The sequence below is a fragment of the Sedimenticola hydrogenitrophicus genome, from assembly GCF_029017505.1.
Taxonomy (GTDB): Bacteria; Pseudomonadota; Gammaproteobacteria; order Chromatiales; family Chromatiaceae; genus Sedimenticola; species Sedimenticola hydrogenitrophicus_A.
In genome coordinates, this window is the sequence record NZ_JAQGEI010000017.1 from 21,531 (window position 1) to 36,869 (window position 15,339).

Sequence of the window (15,339 nt, forward strand, 5' to 3'; positions counted from 1 at the left end):
GTGTCTCCTCAGCGCCTGCCAAGCGCGGCGATATCCAGGTCGCTGTCGCCATACCAGGTTTTTATCATAGCGGCCGTATCCAGCTCATCGCGGCACTGTTCGGACTTGCAAGGGACCGCATCCTGGATCGTGATGAGAAACTCCGGCTTGCCTTTCTGGTCCATGCCGAAGCGGAATTTCGGATCCAGCCGAAGCAGCATCCAGCCATCAATTTTCACGGACGTTTCGTTGTAGTCCACGCGCATCGGGTAGGGCTTTTGCACATGTCCGTCATCACCCTTCACCAACAGATACAACGGACTGTTCTGCACCACATCGCCATCCACGGCACGTTTGGCGAATTGTGCCGGATGGGTAAACTGCACCGATCCCGCCAGGGGGTTGCCACCCACCGGTTTTTGCGCGCTGAAATCGACCTTCAGCGGATCCAGCCGGCCGGGTTCCATCATCAGGGTGGCGTAGAAACGCAACTGATCGTACCGCGAGGCCGCCGCAAGTAGCTGGTACTGCTGCTCCAGGCGCTCCTGGTGGCGGGCGCGCAACGCCTCCTGGCGCTGTTTCTCGGCCTCGATACGGCGCTGTTCGGCCAGTGCCTGGCCCGCGCGCATGGCGGCGTAGTCCTTGGTGATGGTCAGGCTCCAGGGCATGCCCCGGGCACGCACCGCACGCCCCTCCTTGTGCAGCGATGGATCGAGGCTGGCGATGCTGAGCGCCAGCTGTTTATGGCCGGGCGCATTGTGCAATTGATCGACAATGGTGAAATTGACGTTGCCGACATGGTCCGTGGAAGGGTACCCCAGCAGGGTTTTATTCATCTCGGCCAGGGATTTCGCCAAGGCGGAGTTGTGGGGGTTGCGCTGCAACTCTCCATTATCGGTCAACACGATGAACGGGGTGGCCGTATCCAGTCGCCAATCGTTGTACGGCGTGTAGTAATAGCCGGCAAAATAGTGCACCCGCAGATCACGGTCCTCGCCGGCCCATACCAGCAACCGGTGGGTCTCCACGTTGACCCGGCGACGATTGTCTAGTTGACGGGTAAACGAACGGGCCACGATCTGAGCGGGACGCGTGCCGCGCTGGAAGTTGTAGCCATCGAACCAGCTGCCGTCCAGCCGGGTGAATGGCTGCTTCTGCCCCGCGTAATAGAGCGTGGCACGGACATTCTTCAGGGCATTGGCCGACTGGAGATAGCCCGCCGTGCAGCGTGACTCGCCGCTGACCTTATAATCGGGATTCAACTCCGTCTTCACCTCCGCCAGGGTACGGATCAGGCAACCGTCCTCCTGACCGGGAATTTCGATCATCGGCGGCAGATCGGGGGGTGCAATCACCGGTTCGCCGGGTTTCCAACCGGCGATCTCCATTTGTAGCGCCGGCTCGGCAAGGGAGTCCGCGGATTCAGGAACGGCCACGGCTTGAGGTACGGAAACGGGTGCCGCCGGTATCACCACTGGTCCCGGGCTTGTCGTGGGTGTTTCGGCCATGATGACCGGTACTGCCGCGGAGGGCGTTTCGCTTGGCGCCGTGGAAGCGGCCGGCGACGGCCCGGACGCCGGTATCCGGCTGGCGGGGGATGGCACCTGCGCCACGCCAGCCGTCGCTTGCTGCTGGATACGCCATCCGTATTGCTTCCCGGCACTGCCACTCCAAACCAGCCGGTCACCGTTCATACCGGTGATGGACAACCGCTCGGCGTCGGGGCATTCCCGGGCCATCACCTGGCCAAGGCGCTGGATAATGTCGCCATAGTCGGGCGTGGCGAATTTTCCGGCGTCCGCAGCGTCGACCCGCATCCTTACCTCCGGCGCGCACCAGGTATCCCCCAGGGCGGTAAACGACATCCCCAGGGATTTGCTATGCGCCAGCATCTTGTCCGCGCTGGCCGTGCTGCTGAAACAGAGCAACAGGGCCAAACTAATTGAACCGACTTTCCCGCACATGACAAGCCTCCTTCAACCCAGCTCCCAGACGCCATCCGGCTTCTGACACGCCTGGGCGGTCTCGTTCTCCGTACCCTGGTCGGTGGTGACGCTGATCTGCACATCGCGGCAACCCAGTTGCGCGGTTACGGTTGATGTGGTCGTCTCCATGCTGTCCAGGTCAATACCGGCAAACGCCTCCTGACGGGGCAGGGATTCAAGCTCGACACTGTCCAGATCGATACCCTCGGCCTTCGCCTGCTCGATGGGGTTATAGGGTGTGACATAGTCGCCATGCACATAGCCGACCGTCACCCCTTTCTTGGCCAGCATCAGCCAGCCATTTTCGGTACGCCCGGCGGAATCGACCCGGTCACCGGGTTGCAGCGTAGTGATGGTTTGATAGCGGGTACCCGGGCCGGATCGCACCCGCAGGGCCGAGGTGGTCTGATACTCCCGGCTCTCCAGGCGGATGTTGGGAACAGCCTCAACCGTCGCCAGTCGCTTCACTTCGCGGGTTTCGCTTTTGTAGCTGATTTCCCCGGTCTTTATCTCCGCCGCGGCACCGCTGCGATCACTCTGCCAGGTGGAGACCGAGGCGGTTGGCTGATCCAGTACCTCGATAGTCTGCGCCGCCAGCGCCTGACGGTCCCGCTCATCCAGGTTCCGACCGATTACCTTGCCGGCATAGAATCCCAGCGCCCCGCCGATGGCGGCACCGAGCCAGCGGTTGTTGCCGCCCGCCACCTTGGCACCGATCAGCGCGCCGCCGACCGCCCCCAGGGTAGAGCCCATATTCTCCTTGCTCAGGCTACCCGTGGTGCTGTTGCAGCCCACGGCAAGCACCGCCACGATCGGTACCGCATAACGAAGTTTTCTGTTCATTGTCTGCACCTCCCTAGCGAACCGGCTTAGCGAACCGGAAATTCATTGGCATCCTTCATTCGCCACAACGACCGGCCCATCCTGGCCTGCATTTGTCACTGCCACAGCTTCATTATGCGTAAGGGTGCGTATTCGGCACCTCCCAATTGGGAGGGTGAACCGGCGACTGGGCAAGGCGACGCGCAACAGCTGGAAACGGTTTCCACGGCATTCACGGCCGCGCCCTGCCCATCGCCAGCGGACTGAAGGCGGCGCGGCCCGAACTGACGGTACTGATGGTCGGCGGTGACGGTGACGGCTTCTCCATCGGTGGCAATCACTTCATACATGCCTGCCGGCGCAACCTGGACCTCACCTACATCGTCATGGACAACCAGGTCTACGGCATGACCAAGGGGCAGGCCTCGCCCACCACGCCGCCGAACTGGAGCGGCAGCCGGCTGACGCCCCACGGCACCGGACTACCCGGTTTCAACCCGGCCGCTATCGCTCTGGCCGCGGGCGCGGGCTTAATTGCGCGGGGTTTTTCCGGCGATCCTGGCGGACTGACCGAGCTGCTGGTCCAGGGGATCGAGTATCCCGGCTTCGCCTTTATCCATGTGCTGAGCCCTTGCGTCACCTACCATCCGGAACAGCGGGCGTGGAAACAGACCGTGCATGAACAGACCGGGGCCACCACCGCCGATCCGTTGCTGGCGGCCCAGCGCCTGCAACAGGGGGATCAGCTGGCCACGGGGATGTGTTCCGGGCGCCACCCCCTGCCGGATCCTCCACACCGGCTCGCGGAGGGCCGGTCACCACCGACCAGCTGGCGGCTCGGTTTTTTGTCCCGGATAAAAATTGACTCCGACCCGGTAAAGTACTGTCGGCGGCGCTATGCCTGAGGGGCAGTCTTTTCCATATTTCGCCCGCATATCCTGGCCTCGGCGGCACAAGTCTCTCCCTGGAATAAAAAGGCCCCGTGTTAGCGGGGCCTTTTTATTCCGGATTGCAGACAGGATCAGGCGGTGATGTGCTCGTACTTCTCCAGCAGCTCCTCACGGGTCTCTTCGTGGTCCGGATCCTTGGGGATACAGTCGACCGGACAGACCTCCACACACTGGGGCTCGTCGTAGTGCCCAACGCACTCGGTACAGAGATCAGGGTTGATCTCATAGATCTCGTCGCCCTGGGAGATGGCCCCGTTCGGGCACTCGGGCTCACACACATCGCAGTTGATGCACTCGTCAGTAATCATTAATGCCATAACACAAACTCCTGAAAGAGGTCCTTCACCTCATATCTTCTAAGTTAAACCGGTTGCTTGCCGTTGAGCGCCTCGATCACCAGGGGATGGACAAACTCTGACACATTCCCCCCCAGGGCGGCAATTTCCTTCACCAGGCTCGAGGAGATATAGGCGAACTGCTCGGCCGGGGTGAGGAACATGGTCTCCACCTCCGGCGCCAGTCGCCGGTTCATCCCCGCCAGCTGGAATTCGTACTCGAAATCGGACACCGCGCGCAGACCACGCAGAATCACGTCCGCCTTGCACTGCCGGGTGAAGTCCACCAGCAGGGTATCGAAGTCGATGATCTCCACCCGGTCCACGCCGGCCAGCACCCGGTTGGCCAGATCGACCCGCTCCTGAAGCGAGAAGCGGGGACGCTTGCCGCTGCTGGCCGCCACCGCCACGATCACCTTGTCAAACAGCTTGGCGGCCCGCTGAATCAGGTCGGTATGTCCGTTGGTGATGGGATCGAATGTACCTGGGTAGATTGCAATGGTCATGGCGTAGGTCCTTCGTCTTTGATTGCCCGGATCGGTGCCGTACCCGTCGGCAATCGCATAACGACAGAAAAAATTATGGTAACAGATGACGGCGATGGTCCGATTTCGGCGCCGTACCTTACCGCGAAGAGACCGATCCCCGACGCAACGCGGATCGAGCCCATTTTATTCCCCAGGGTGCGAGATAATAGTATCGGATGTGACAAAGTCAAATGAGAAATCGCATTTTCCCGAATTTTTTGTCCAGGGGTGGACTTATCCAGCGGAGCACAGGGATGTGCGGGAGCGGATTTGTCCAGGGATGGATGCAGGGGCAACCCTCCGTGGTTGCCCGATGTTCCCGGGCATCCGGAAAAAAGGGCAGGCACAGGGGCCCGCCCCTACGGGGCGGCGCGGCGGGTATTCCAGACCCGGCATAGGGACACCCCCCCTGGCTGCTCGATCTCTCCGATTGTGCGGGACCAGGGCAGGCACGGGGCGAACCCGCAGCGCCGGGGATCAGCGGGTATAGAGCGCATAGGCCACCTGACCGGCCTTTTTCTCTTTCAGTCTGATCCAGTGCGGGGGGAGTTCGGGGGATGGGCCGTGCAGGTCCCACTCCAGGTAGATACGCGGATCGCTCCCCAGCCAGCCGCGTCGCTCCAGTTTGCCGCAGCACTCCGTGAGCAGGTGGTCGGCGAAGGGCGGATCGAGGAAAACGATATCGAACGGTTGTGCCGGCTGGTCGAGCCAGTGGGTGGCATCGGCCTGATGGATGGCGATCGACGCCATCCCGAGCAGCGCCCGGTTGGCCTCCAGCTGGCCGGCCACTCGCGGATCCTGCTCCAGCAGGGTCACCGCTCCGGCGCCGCGGGAAGCCGCCTCAAAACCCAGCGCGCCGCTGCCGGCAAACAGGTCCAGACAGCGCGCCCCGGGCAGCAGCGGCTGCAGCCAGTTGAACAGGGTCTCGCGGGTGCGATCGGCGGTGGGACGCAATCCGGGACTGTCGGGAAACTCCAGGCGCCGCCCGCGATGCGTCCCGCCGATCAGGCGTATCTGGTTGCGCTGTCCGGAACCCGGCCCGCAACCCGGGCCGGGCCGTCGCCGTTTTACCACCGGGTTCAGTTGGCCGGCGCCGGCTTCTGCTCATCGCCCACCACCACGGTGAGCAATTGATCCGGCTTGATGCGGCGCTGGAAGGCATCGCGGATCTGTTCGCTAGTGACGCTGTTGACGTTGTCGACAAAGGTATCGAGATAGTCCAGCGGCAGGTCATAGAAACCCAGCATGGCGATATACTCCAGGATCTTGCTGTTACTGGCGATGCGCAGCGGGAATCCACCGGTGATATTCTGCTTGGCGGCGGTCAGCTCCACTTCGCTCGGTCCCTGCTCGATAAACCGGGCCAGGGTCTGGCGGATCACCTCCAGGGTCTCCACGGCCTTGGCATTCTGGGTCTGGGCGCCAATCAGGAACGGGCCGTTCCGGCGCATGGGTGAGAAGTAGCTGTAGACACTGTAGGAGAGGCCCCGTTTCTCCCGCACCTCGTCACTCAACTGGGAGACCAGGCCACTGCCGCCGAGGATATGGTTGCCCACGTAGAGCACGAAATAGTCCGGATCACCCCGCTGCATGCCGGGTTGCCCCATCAGGATATGCGACTGGCTGGAGGGGAACGGCAGGATCAGGGTGCGCGAGGCCTGCAGATCGGACACCTGAGGCAGTTCGGGCGCCCGTTCTCCCGGCTGCAGACCGCTGGTGACCAGCTCCGCCAGACGCTCGGCCTCGGCGCGCTCCACCGCGCCGACAATGGCGATCACCGCATTCTTCGCCACATAGTATTTTTTATAGTGGGCGATCACATCCTCGCGGCTGACGCGCGCCAGGGACTCCTGGGTGCCCTCCACCTGGGCGGCATAGGGATGCTCCCCGAACAGGGTGTGCATAAAGGTCCGCTGGGCCACCGTGCCGGGTGACTGCTCGTCATGATTCAGCGACACCAGCATCGCCTTGCGGTTGCGCTCGAAGGCCAGCGGATCGAACCGGGGCGCGCCCAGCACCTGGGCCACCGTGTCCATGGTCTCGGTCAGCGCCCGCTTCTCGGTCAGGGTGCGCACGGTCAGCCAGGCCATGTCACGCTGAGAACTGGCCGACATCTTGGCACCGACGCTGTCCAGCCGCTGGGCGATCGCATCGGCATCCCAGTCACCGGCCCCCTCTTCCAGCAGTGCACTGGTAAGGGAGGCGACACCGGGAATGGCCCCGCGCGCACTACCGCCATCGAATACCACCCGCAGATCCAGCATGGGCAGCTCCGGGGCCGGTACGAACAGCACCCGGGCGCCCTTTTCGGTGACCCAGCTCTGGATCGCCGGCGCGGCCCAGAGCTGGACCGGGAGCAGCATCAACAACATTACCAGCATGCTAAGGGCTCGCGCCAAAATAAGTTTCGGTATTCGGTCGCCTCTGGACCCCGCTGGCGGCGTTACGCTTTTTGGCAAGGGAACGGCCATTGCCTGCAAAGCGTGCCTTGCCAGCGGAGCCCAGTTACGCCCTCGGTACTGCGAAATTATTCTTGCGCGAGCCCTAAATCCCATCGTCTTAACTCCCATGACGTCCCCCTGTCGAGCTGCGCACCGGTTTGCCGTTGTCCATCGGCAGCGGTTCCAGCAGGGTTACGGTCAGATTCTCATCCCGCAGGTACCGTTGCGCCACCTCGCGCACCTGTTCCGGGGTTACCTTCTTCAACTCCTCCACGTACTGGTCGATCAATCGCCAGTCGAGCCCGATGGTCTCCAGCGTGCCGATCTCCATCGCCTGATAGAATACCGAATCGAGCTCGAACACCTTGGAGGCGATCACCTGGGTCCGCACCCGCTCCAACTCCTCCTCGGTCACCGGATCGCTGCGCAGGCGGGCGATCTCCTCACGCAGCGCCTTCTCCAGTTCGCCGATGTCGCGGCCCCTGGCCGGGGTCCCGTCGAGCGTCAGCATCCCCGGCAGGCGGGTGAAGGCGTTGTAACCGGCACCGGCCGAGACGGCCACCTCGCTGCCGCGGACCAGATTGCGGCTGAAGCGGGCGCTGTTGCCGCCATCCAGGATCGCCACCAGCATCTCCAGGGCATAGGGCTCCCAGGGACGCTCCGCCGAGGTCGCTGCCGGGGTCTTGTAGCCCATCAGCAGGTAGGGTTCATTAGCGGGTATTTTGATCACGGAACGGACCTCGCCCTTCTGTGGCGGCTCCCGCAGCGGCTTGAGTACCGGTAGCTGCTCCTGCTTCAGCGGACCGAAGTACTTCCTGGCCAGTTGGAATACGGCTTGCGGGTCGACATCCCCGACTACCACCAGGGTAGCGTTGTTGGGTGCATACCAGCGCCGGTACCAGGCGGCCAGATCCTCCACCCGCATCTGTTCCAGGTCATTCATCCAGCCGATAACCGGGTTGGCATAGGGCAGGCTACGGTAGCTCAGTGCCGTGAACTGTTCATAGAGCTGCCCGGTCGGTTTATCCTCGGTACGCAGGCGGCGCTCCTCCTTTACCACCTCGATCTCCTTGGCGAACTCCTCGGCCGGCAGGGTCAGATTGCGCATCCGGTCCGCCTCCAGCTCCAGGGCAATCTCCAGCCGGTCGTTGGACATGGTCTGGAAATAGGCGGTGTAATCGCGCCCGGTAAAGGCGTTCTCGCTGCCGCCGTTAGCGGCAATGATGCGGGAGAACTCACCGGGCGGATGGCTCTCGGTCCCCTTGAACATCATGTGCTCAAGGGCATGGGAGAGGCCGGTGAAGCCGTCCGGCTCGTAGGAGGACCCCACCTTGTACCAGACCTGGGAGACCATGATCGGTGCCCGGTGATCCTCCTTGACGATCACTTTCATGCCGTTATCGAGCATGGTCTCGTGCACCAGATTTTCCGTCACCAGGGATTCGGCCAATACCGGGCCGGCAAGCAGCAGCAACGCTGCACTAAGGAGTAGTCTCATAATGTGTTCCATGACACCCTGTGCCCGACATCGGCGCAACAGGGATAGGTTGATTCCCCGCAAAATGTTACGATCCGACTTTAGCATTTAAAACCGGCCTGCGGATTATTTTCACAGTGCGGCATTGGATCCAACATTGGGTCCAGCACCGGATTCCCTTACAAGAGACAAGAGCTGTTGTCATCAGTTCAATGGCATAGCGGATAAACCAGCATGTTTGGATTTGGAAAGAAAACACCCCCCCAGGAGACCCCGGGCGAGCCCGTCAGTGCCCCGGCACCGGAGCCGGAGGTGAGGCCAGAAGGGAAAGAGGGCCTGTTTGCCCGCCTCAAGAACCGGCTGGTAAAGACCCGCAGCAACTTCACCGATGGACTGGCCAACCTGGTACTGGGCCGCAAGAGCATCGATACCGACCTGTTGGAGGAGCTGGAGACCCTGCTGCTGATGGCGGATGTGGGGGTGGACGCCACCAGCCGCATTATCGATGACCTGACCGGACGGGTAAGACGCAAGGAGCTGTCCGACCCGGAACGCCTGACGGCGATACTGAAGCAACAGCTGGAGCAGATCCTCAACCGCTGTGACCAACCGGTCCGCCAGGCCGAACCCGGCAGACCCCAGGTGATCCTGATGGTCGGCATCAACGGGGCCGGCAAGACCACCACCATCGGCAAGCTGGCCAAGCGGCTGCGGGACGAGGGGCAGAGTGTCATGCTGGCCGCCGGGGATACCTTCCGCGCCGCCGCGGTGGAGCAGTTGCAGAGCTGGGGCGAGCGCAACGGCATCCCGGTGGTGGCCCAGCACACTGGCGCGGACTCCGCCTCGGTGATCTTCGACGCCCTGCAGGCGGCCACCGCACGCGGTATCGATGTGCTGATTGCCGATACCGCCGGACGCCTCCACACCAAGGGCAACCTGATGGAGGAGCTGGCCAAGATCGCCCGGGTGATGAAGAAGATCGATCCCGACGCCCCCCACGAGGTGATGCTGGTGGTGGATGCCACCACCGGACAGAACGCGCTCAATCAGGCGGTCCAGTTCAACCAGACGGTGGGCCTGACCGGCATCACCCTGACCAAGCTCGACGGTACGGCCAAGGGCGGCATCGTCTTCGCCATCGCCGAGAAGCTCGGTCTGCCGATCCGCTTTATCGGGGTCGGCGAAACCATCGAAGACCTGCGCCACTTTGACGGCACTGAATTCGTCAACGCCCTGTTTGCGGAATAGACCCAACACAGCCACTTCCTATGATCCACTTTGACAACGTCACCAAACGCTACCCCGGCGGACATGAGGGGTTGAGCAACGTCAGCTTCCATATCGATCCGGGCGAGATGGTGTTTCTCACCGGACACTCGGGTGCCGGCAAGAGCACCCTGCTCAAGCTGATCGGACTGCTGGAGCGGAGCACCCGGGGGCAGGTGCGGGTGGCCGGGCGCAACCTCACCCGGCTGGGCCGCGGCCAGATCCCCTATCATCGCCGCGAGGTGGGCATGATCTTCCAGGATCACCGCCTGCTCCATGACCGCACGGTGTTCGACAACGTCGCCATGCCGCTGGTGGTGGCCGGCCTCGGGCATATCGAGATCGGCCGCCGGGTGCGCGCCGCGCTGGACAAGGTGGGGCTGCTCTGCAAGGAGAAAAACCTGCCGGTCACCCTCTCCGGCGGCGAGCAGCAGCGGGTCGGTATCGCCCGCGCGGTGGTGAGCAAACCGCCCGTGGTACTGGCCGATGAGCCCACCGGCAACCTGGACCCGGCCCTCTCCCGGGAGATCATGAACCTGTTCGAGCAGTTCAACGATGTCGGCGTCACCCTGCTGATCGCCACCCACGATCTGGAGCTGATCTCGCATATGAACCGGCGCATCCTGGTACTGGATAAGAGTCGCCTGGCCCGGGACAACGCCGCCGAGTCGGTCAACTGATGCGCAGACCCCGCAAGCGACAGTCGGCCCGCATCAGCCCCCGCAGTACGCTACGTGCGGATGTCTGGCTGATGCGCCACCTGCAGGTGGCGCTGGCCAGCCTGGGACGCCTGATCAGGACCCCCCTCTCCACCCTGATGACCACCCTGGTGATCGGCATCGCCCTGGCGCTGCCGTCCGGCCTCTACCTGCTGCTGGGCAATGTGGAATCACTCAGCGGCCACTGGGACGGCGCCGCCAGCATCTCGCTGTTCCTGACCCAGGAGACCAGTGACGCGCAGGCAGCCAGCCTGGCCAGCCAACTGCAGCGCGACCCGGCCATCACCCGGGTCCGGCTGATCGGCCGGACCGAGGCGCTGGACGAGTTCCGCCGGCTCAGCGGCTTTGCCGGTGTCCTGGATAGCCTGGAGGAGAATCCCCTCCCCTCCCTGCTGATTGTTGAACCGGCCGCGGAACGGGCCGAACCGGCCGCGGCCGAGGCGCTGCTCGCCAGGCTCAAGCAGTACAGCGAGGTGGAGTTTGCCCAGCTCGATCTGCAGTGGGTCCGACGCTTTCACGCCATTACCGAGATCGCCCGGCGCGGTGTCATCATCCTGGCCACACTGCTGGGACTCTCGGTACTGCTGATTGTCGGCAACACCATCCGTCTGGAGATCCAGAACCGGCATGCCGAAATCGAGATTACCAAGCTGATCGGCGGCACCAACGCCTTCATCCGGCGACCCTTCCTGTACAACGGCGCCTGGTACGGTCTGTTTGGCGGCATCTCCGCCTGGCTGATGGTCGGCATCTCCCTGTTGCTGCTGGACAACCCGGTCGAACAGCTGGCCGGACTCTATCAGAGCGGCTTCCGGCTCAGCGGCATCGATTTCACCACCCTGCTGATCCTGCTCGGCGGCAGCACCCTGCTGGGGCTGATCGGCTCGTGGATTGCCGTGGGCCGCCATCTCCACGAGATCGAACCCGCCTGACAGGGAACCAATCCGGCCATTAGCACTCCTACCCCCCGAGTGCTAATATGTAGTAGCACCCTATATGCAAGGGTGCTAATATAATACCAGACCAAATAACTAGGGTATTTCAGATGAGCAAACAACTCGCTATCGCAAACACACTGCCCACCGGCAGTATCGATGCCTACATCAGCGCGGCCTACCAGCTGCCGATGTTGAGCGCCGAAGAGGAGCATAGCCTGGCGGTGAGACTGCAGGAGGAGGGGGATCTGGAGGCGGCCCGCACCCTGGTGATGTCCCATCTTCGCTTTGTCATCCGCATCGCCCGCGGCTATGCCGGTTATGGCCTGGCCCTCCCCGACCTGATTCAGGAGGGAACTGTCGGCCTGATGAAGGCGGTGCGCCGTTTCGATCCCGATCACGGGGTGCGCCTGGTCTCCTTCGCCGTGCACTGGATCAAGGCAGAAATCCACGAATACGTCCTGCGCAACTGGCGCATCGTCAAGGTCGCCACCACCAAGGCGCAGCGCAAGCTGTTCTTCAACCTGCGCAGCTCGAAGAAGCGCCTGGGCTGGTTCTCTCAGGAAGAGGTCGAGGGCGTCGCCAGGGATCTGGGTGTCAAACCGGAAACCGTGCTGGAGATGGAGAGCCGCCTGAATAACCACGACCTGGCATTCGACGGCATTGATAACGGTGATGACGATCAGGCCCCGGCCCCGGCCGCCTACCTGGCCGATATGCGCATGGAGCCTTCCCGCCAGCTGGAGAGCGTGGACAGTGAGGCAAATGACAAACAACAGCTCTATCTGGCCCTTGAAGGACTAGATGAGCGCAGCAAGGAGATCCTGGAAGCGCGCTGGCTTGCGGAGAAGAAGATGACCCTGCATGAACTGGCGGATAAGTACGGAGTCTCGGCCGAGCGCATCCGCCAGATCGAAAAGGCCGCCATGGGTAAATTGAAGGCCCATCTCATTGCCTGAACCATCGCGGAACATGAATAATATTTCATGTTCCGCACTGCTACTTTCACCAACAGGCAAAATATTTCACGCTTCCGACACAAAAAAAGCAGAAAAAAACTATTTTTACTTGCGTTTGTAACTGTATTTTTTATTGTACTTACAGTCAGTTAGAGAAATTTCCTGCCTCTATAATAGCGTTCTGTATTTTTCCGCACCCTGTTGACCCCACATACCCTAGCCGTTATGCTCACTGCTCGAATCCTTAAACAGTGGCATTTAAAGGGTTTTTGTCTCGGTTCAGCGTGAACTACGAGTTGCTGACACGCCCTCATAACGGCATTAACCCACATGCAAAACCCCGAGTCACATGAATTATTTTTCATTACCTCCGGGTTGCGTGGCTCAATTTACCATAGGTTTCGCACGGTAATAATTAGAATGTATAGTAGTGAACTGCGTTGACGGTGTACGGCATGCCGCTATCCTTCAAGTGCACGACTCACAAGAACTTACAGACAGAGCATTGAGGAGTGATCAAACGTTATGAATATTAAAAAAAGCGCAACCGCCCTGGCCATCGGCGTCGCACTCACCCTGGGCGCGGCAGGACAAGCCCTGGCGGCGGAGCCGATCAAGATCGGCACCTTCCTGGCCGTGACCGGCCCGGCATCGTTTCTCGGTGATCCGGAGCTGAAGACCCTGCAGCTGTACATCGACAACATCAACGCCAAGGGTGGCATCGACGGCCGCCAGGTGGAGCTGATGCACTATGACACCGGCGGCAACGCCAAGGAGGCGGTCAACTTCGTCAAGCGCCTGATCCAGAAGGACAAGGTGGATGTGATCGTCGGCGGCTCCACCTCCGGCTCCAGCCTCTCGGTGATGCCGCTGGTGGAGAAGGCAGGGATCCCCTTCATCTCCCTCGCCGGGGCGGTCAGCATCATCGAGCCGGTGCAGAAGTGGACCTTCAAGACCCCCCATACCGACCGCATGGCGGCACAGAAGATCTACGAGGACATGAACCGCCGCGGCATCACCAAGGTGGCCCTGATCAGCGGCAACGGCGGCTTCGACAAGTCCGGGCGCAACCAGAGTCTGGCGATGGCCGCCAGTTACGATATCGAGATCGTCGCCGATGAGCAGTACGGCGCCAAGGATACCGATATGACCGCGCAGCTGGCCAAGATCCGCGACACCGACGCCCAGGCGATCCTCAACTTCGGCTTTGGTTCCGGTCCGGCGATCGTCACCAAGAACGTACGTCAGCTCGGCATCACCCTGCCGCTCTACCAGTCCCACGGCGTCGCCTCGAAGAAGTACATCGAGTTGGCCGGTGAAGCGGCCGAGGGCGTACGCCTGCCGGCGGCCGCCCTGCTGGTGGCCGATCAACTGCCGGAGAGCGATCCGCAGCGCCCTGTGCTGCTCGGTTACAAGAACCTCTACGAGGCCAAGTTCGGCGATGTCTCCACCTTCGGCGGCCACGCCTATGACGGGCTGATGATCGCCCTGGAGGCGATCGACCGCGCCGACTCCACCGACAAGGCCAAGGTGCGTGACGAGATCGAGAAGACCAGCAAGTTCCCCGGCACCGGCGGGGTGTTCAACATGAGCCCGAGCGACCACATGGGCCTTGGCCTGGACGCCTTCCAGATGTTGGAGATCAAGAACGGTGACTGGACCATCGTGAAGTAAGTCGTGGCAGCCTGTCCCGCTTGACCGATCATAGCGAGGGAAAGCCGATTTGAGACAGATTTTTCGATCTTTCGAGGCCAGCAGTGGTGCAGGGATGCACCGTTTACGGACCTAAGGATGGAATAGTGGACCTATTTAACGAGAAAGATCGGAAAATATGGCCAAATCCGGCTTTTCCGCAGTAGATCAGCGTTAAGTCCGACAGGCTGCTAGGGCGACGGCCGGCGGTCCGGTGACGACACCGGACCGCCGACTGCCCGCAGGGAGCGGCGTCGCCACCCAACCAACCCGTTTTACAACCCGGGAGTGCCGCAGCTCCAACCTGCCGCAAGCACGTCTACTTGCGCAGGTGCGGCTCGCTGACCTCCCCGACACAGGATTTTTCGGATGTTCGATCAGATCCTCCAGTTTCTGCTCACCGGGATCACCGTCGGTTCGACCTACGCCCTGGTGGGGCTCGGCTTTGCCATTATCTACAACGCCTCGGACGTGGTGAACTTCTCCCAGGGTGAATTCGTGATGATCGGCGGCATGAGCGCGGTCGCGCTCTCCGCCGGCGACGCCGGCCTGCCCCTGTGGGCCGCCGCCATCGGCGCCGTGCTGATCACCACCCTGGTGGGGATGGCGCTACAGCGCTTCGCCATCGCCCCGGCCCGCGGCGCCTCGGTAGTCACCACCATCATCATCACCATCGGCGCCTCCATCTTCCTGCGCGGCGTCGCCCTGCTGGTGTGGGGCAAGGACCTGTTCGCCCTGCCGCCGTTCTCCGGCAACACGCCGATCCAGATCGGCAACGCCACCGTACTGCCCCAGAACCTCTGGGTCATGGGTGGCGGCGTCGCCCTGGTACTCGGCACCCAGTACTTCTTCAACCGCACCACCCTGGGCAAGGCGATCCTCGCCTGCTCCTGCAACAAGACCGCCGCCCACCTGGTGGGGATCAATGTCGGTGTCATGTTGCTGCTCGCCTACGGCATCGCCGCCGCCATCGGCGCCATGGCCGGCATCCTGGTCGCCCCGATCACCTTCACCTCCTACGACACCGGCGTCATGCTCGGCCTCAAGGGCTTCTCCGCCGCCATCCTCGGCGGCATGGGCAACCCCATGGGTGCGGTCGCCGGCGGCCTGCTGCTGGGGCTGATCGAGTCCCTCTCCGCCGGCCTTATCTCCTCCGGTTACAAGGACGCGATCGGCTTCATCATCCTGCTGCTGGTGCTGTTCTTCCGCCCCAGCGGCCTGTTCGGCAAGGCCTCGGTCGAGAGGGTATAGT

Annotated in this window: 14 protein-coding genes; 7 read left to right on the forward strand and 7 right to left on the reverse strand. The window is 62.2% G+C overall.

Going from position 1 to position 15,339, the window contains the following annotated elements:
* Positions 1-8: 8 nt before the first annotated feature.
* Together O9K64_RS12045 and O9K64_RS12050 are read right to left on the reverse strand one after the other, a co-directional pair.
* Positions 9-1,943 (reverse strand): hypothetical protein, encoded by a 1,935-nt coding sequence (locus O9K64_RS12045; protein WP_275098320.1) that lies wholly within the window; start codon positions 1,941-1,943, stop codon positions 9-11.
* Between the two features lie 12 nt (positions 1,944-1,955).
* Positions 1,956-2,807 (reverse strand): SH3 domain-containing protein, encoded by an 852-nt coding sequence (locus O9K64_RS12050; RefSeq protein ID WP_275098321.1) that lies wholly within the window; start codon positions 2,805-2,807, stop codon positions 1,956-1,958.
* A 230-nt stretch (positions 2,808-3,037) separates the two neighbouring features.
* Here O9K64_RS12050 and O9K64_RS12055 point away from each other — a divergent pair, with 230 nt between their 5' ends.
* The gene (locus tag O9K64_RS12055; protein ID WP_420493169.1) at positions 3,038-3,691 is read left to right on the forward strand and encodes a thiamine pyrophosphate-dependent enzyme; all 654 of its coding nucleotides are present in this window, start codon (positions 3,038-3,040) and stop codon (positions 3,689-3,691) included.
* A 116-nt stretch (positions 3,692-3,807) separates the two neighbouring features.
* Here O9K64_RS12055 and O9K64_RS12060 read toward each other — a convergent pair whose 3' ends face one another.
* The 5 genes from O9K64_RS12060 to O9K64_RS12080 all read right to left on the reverse strand — a co-directional run bounded on the left by O9K64_RS12060 (position 3,808) and on the right by O9K64_RS12080 (position 8,537).
* Positions 3,808-4,053 (reverse strand): YfhL family 4Fe-4S dicluster ferredoxin, encoded by a 246-nt coding sequence (locus O9K64_RS12060; protein ID WP_275098322.1) that lies wholly within the window; start codon positions 4,051-4,053, stop codon positions 3,808-3,810.
* A 44-nt stretch (positions 4,054-4,097) separates the two neighbouring features.
* Positions 4,098-4,577 carry a pantetheine-phosphate adenylyltransferase gene (coaD, locus tag O9K64_RS12065; protein ID WP_275098323.1) on the reverse strand — a complete coding sequence of 160 codons (480 nt, stop codon included), beginning with the start codon at positions 4,575-4,577 and terminating at the stop codon, positions 4,098-4,100.
* A gap of 498 nt (positions 4,578-5,075) precedes the next feature.
* The gene (rsmD, locus tag O9K64_RS12070) at positions 5,076-5,672 is read right to left on the reverse strand and encodes a 16S rRNA (guanine(966)-N(2))-methyltransferase RsmD (protein WP_275098324.1); all 597 of its coding nucleotides are present in this window, start codon (positions 5,670-5,672) and stop codon (positions 5,076-5,078) included.
* Positions 5,673-5,677: 5 nt separating this feature from the next.
* The gene (locus O9K64_RS12075; RefSeq protein ID WP_275098325.1) at positions 5,678-6,979 is read right to left on the reverse strand and encodes a M16 family metallopeptidase; all 1,302 of its coding nucleotides are present in this window, start codon (positions 6,977-6,979) and stop codon (positions 5,678-5,680) included.
* Positions 6,980-7,157: 178 nt separating this feature from the next.
* Positions 7,158-8,537, reverse strand: a complete 1,380-nt coding sequence (locus O9K64_RS12080) for a M16 family metallopeptidase (protein WP_305793133.1) — start codon at positions 8,535-8,537, stop codon at positions 7,158-7,160.
* A 213-nt stretch (positions 8,538-8,750) separates the two neighbouring features.
* Here O9K64_RS12080 and ftsY point away from each other — a divergent pair, with 213 nt between their 5' ends.
* From ftsY to O9K64_RS12110, 6 genes are all read left to right on the forward strand, one after another.
* Positions 8,751-9,764, forward strand: a complete 1,014-nt coding sequence (ftsY, locus tag O9K64_RS12085) for a signal recognition particle-docking protein FtsY (RefSeq protein WP_275098326.1) — start codon at positions 8,751-8,753, stop codon at positions 9,762-9,764.
* Positions 9,765-9,784: 20 nt separating this feature from the next.
* Positions 9,785-10,462: a cell division ATP-binding protein FtsE gene (gene ftsE, locus O9K64_RS12090; RefSeq protein ID WP_275098327.1), complete on the forward strand. Its 678-nt coding sequence runs from the start codon at positions 9,785-9,787 to the stop codon at positions 10,460-10,462.
* Complete coding sequence (gene ftsX, locus O9K64_RS12095; RefSeq protein ID WP_275098328.1) at positions 10,462-11,433, forward strand: permease-like cell division protein FtsX; 972 nt, start codon at positions 10,462-10,464, stop codon at positions 11,431-11,433. The genes ftsE and ftsX overlap by 1 nt, the downstream gene beginning before the upstream one ends.
* Before the next feature lie 113 nt (positions 11,434-11,546).
* On the forward strand, positions 11,547-12,395 hold the full coding sequence (rpoH, locus tag O9K64_RS12100; RefSeq protein WP_275098329.1) for an RNA polymerase sigma factor RpoH: 849 nt from the start codon (positions 11,547-11,549) through the stop codon (positions 12,393-12,395).
* Positions 12,396-12,920: 525 nt separating this feature from the next.
* Positions 12,921-14,069 carry an ABC transporter substrate-binding protein gene (locus O9K64_RS12105; RefSeq protein ID WP_275098330.1) on the forward strand — a complete coding sequence of 383 codons (1,149 nt, stop codon included), beginning with the start codon at positions 12,921-12,923 and terminating at the stop codon, positions 14,067-14,069.
* A 387-nt stretch (positions 14,070-14,456) separates the two neighbouring features.
* On the forward strand, positions 14,457-15,338 hold the full coding sequence (locus O9K64_RS12110; RefSeq protein WP_275098331.1) for a branched-chain amino acid ABC transporter permease: 882 nt from the start codon (positions 14,457-14,459) through the stop codon (positions 15,336-15,338).
* Position 15,339 lies beyond the last annotated feature (1 nt).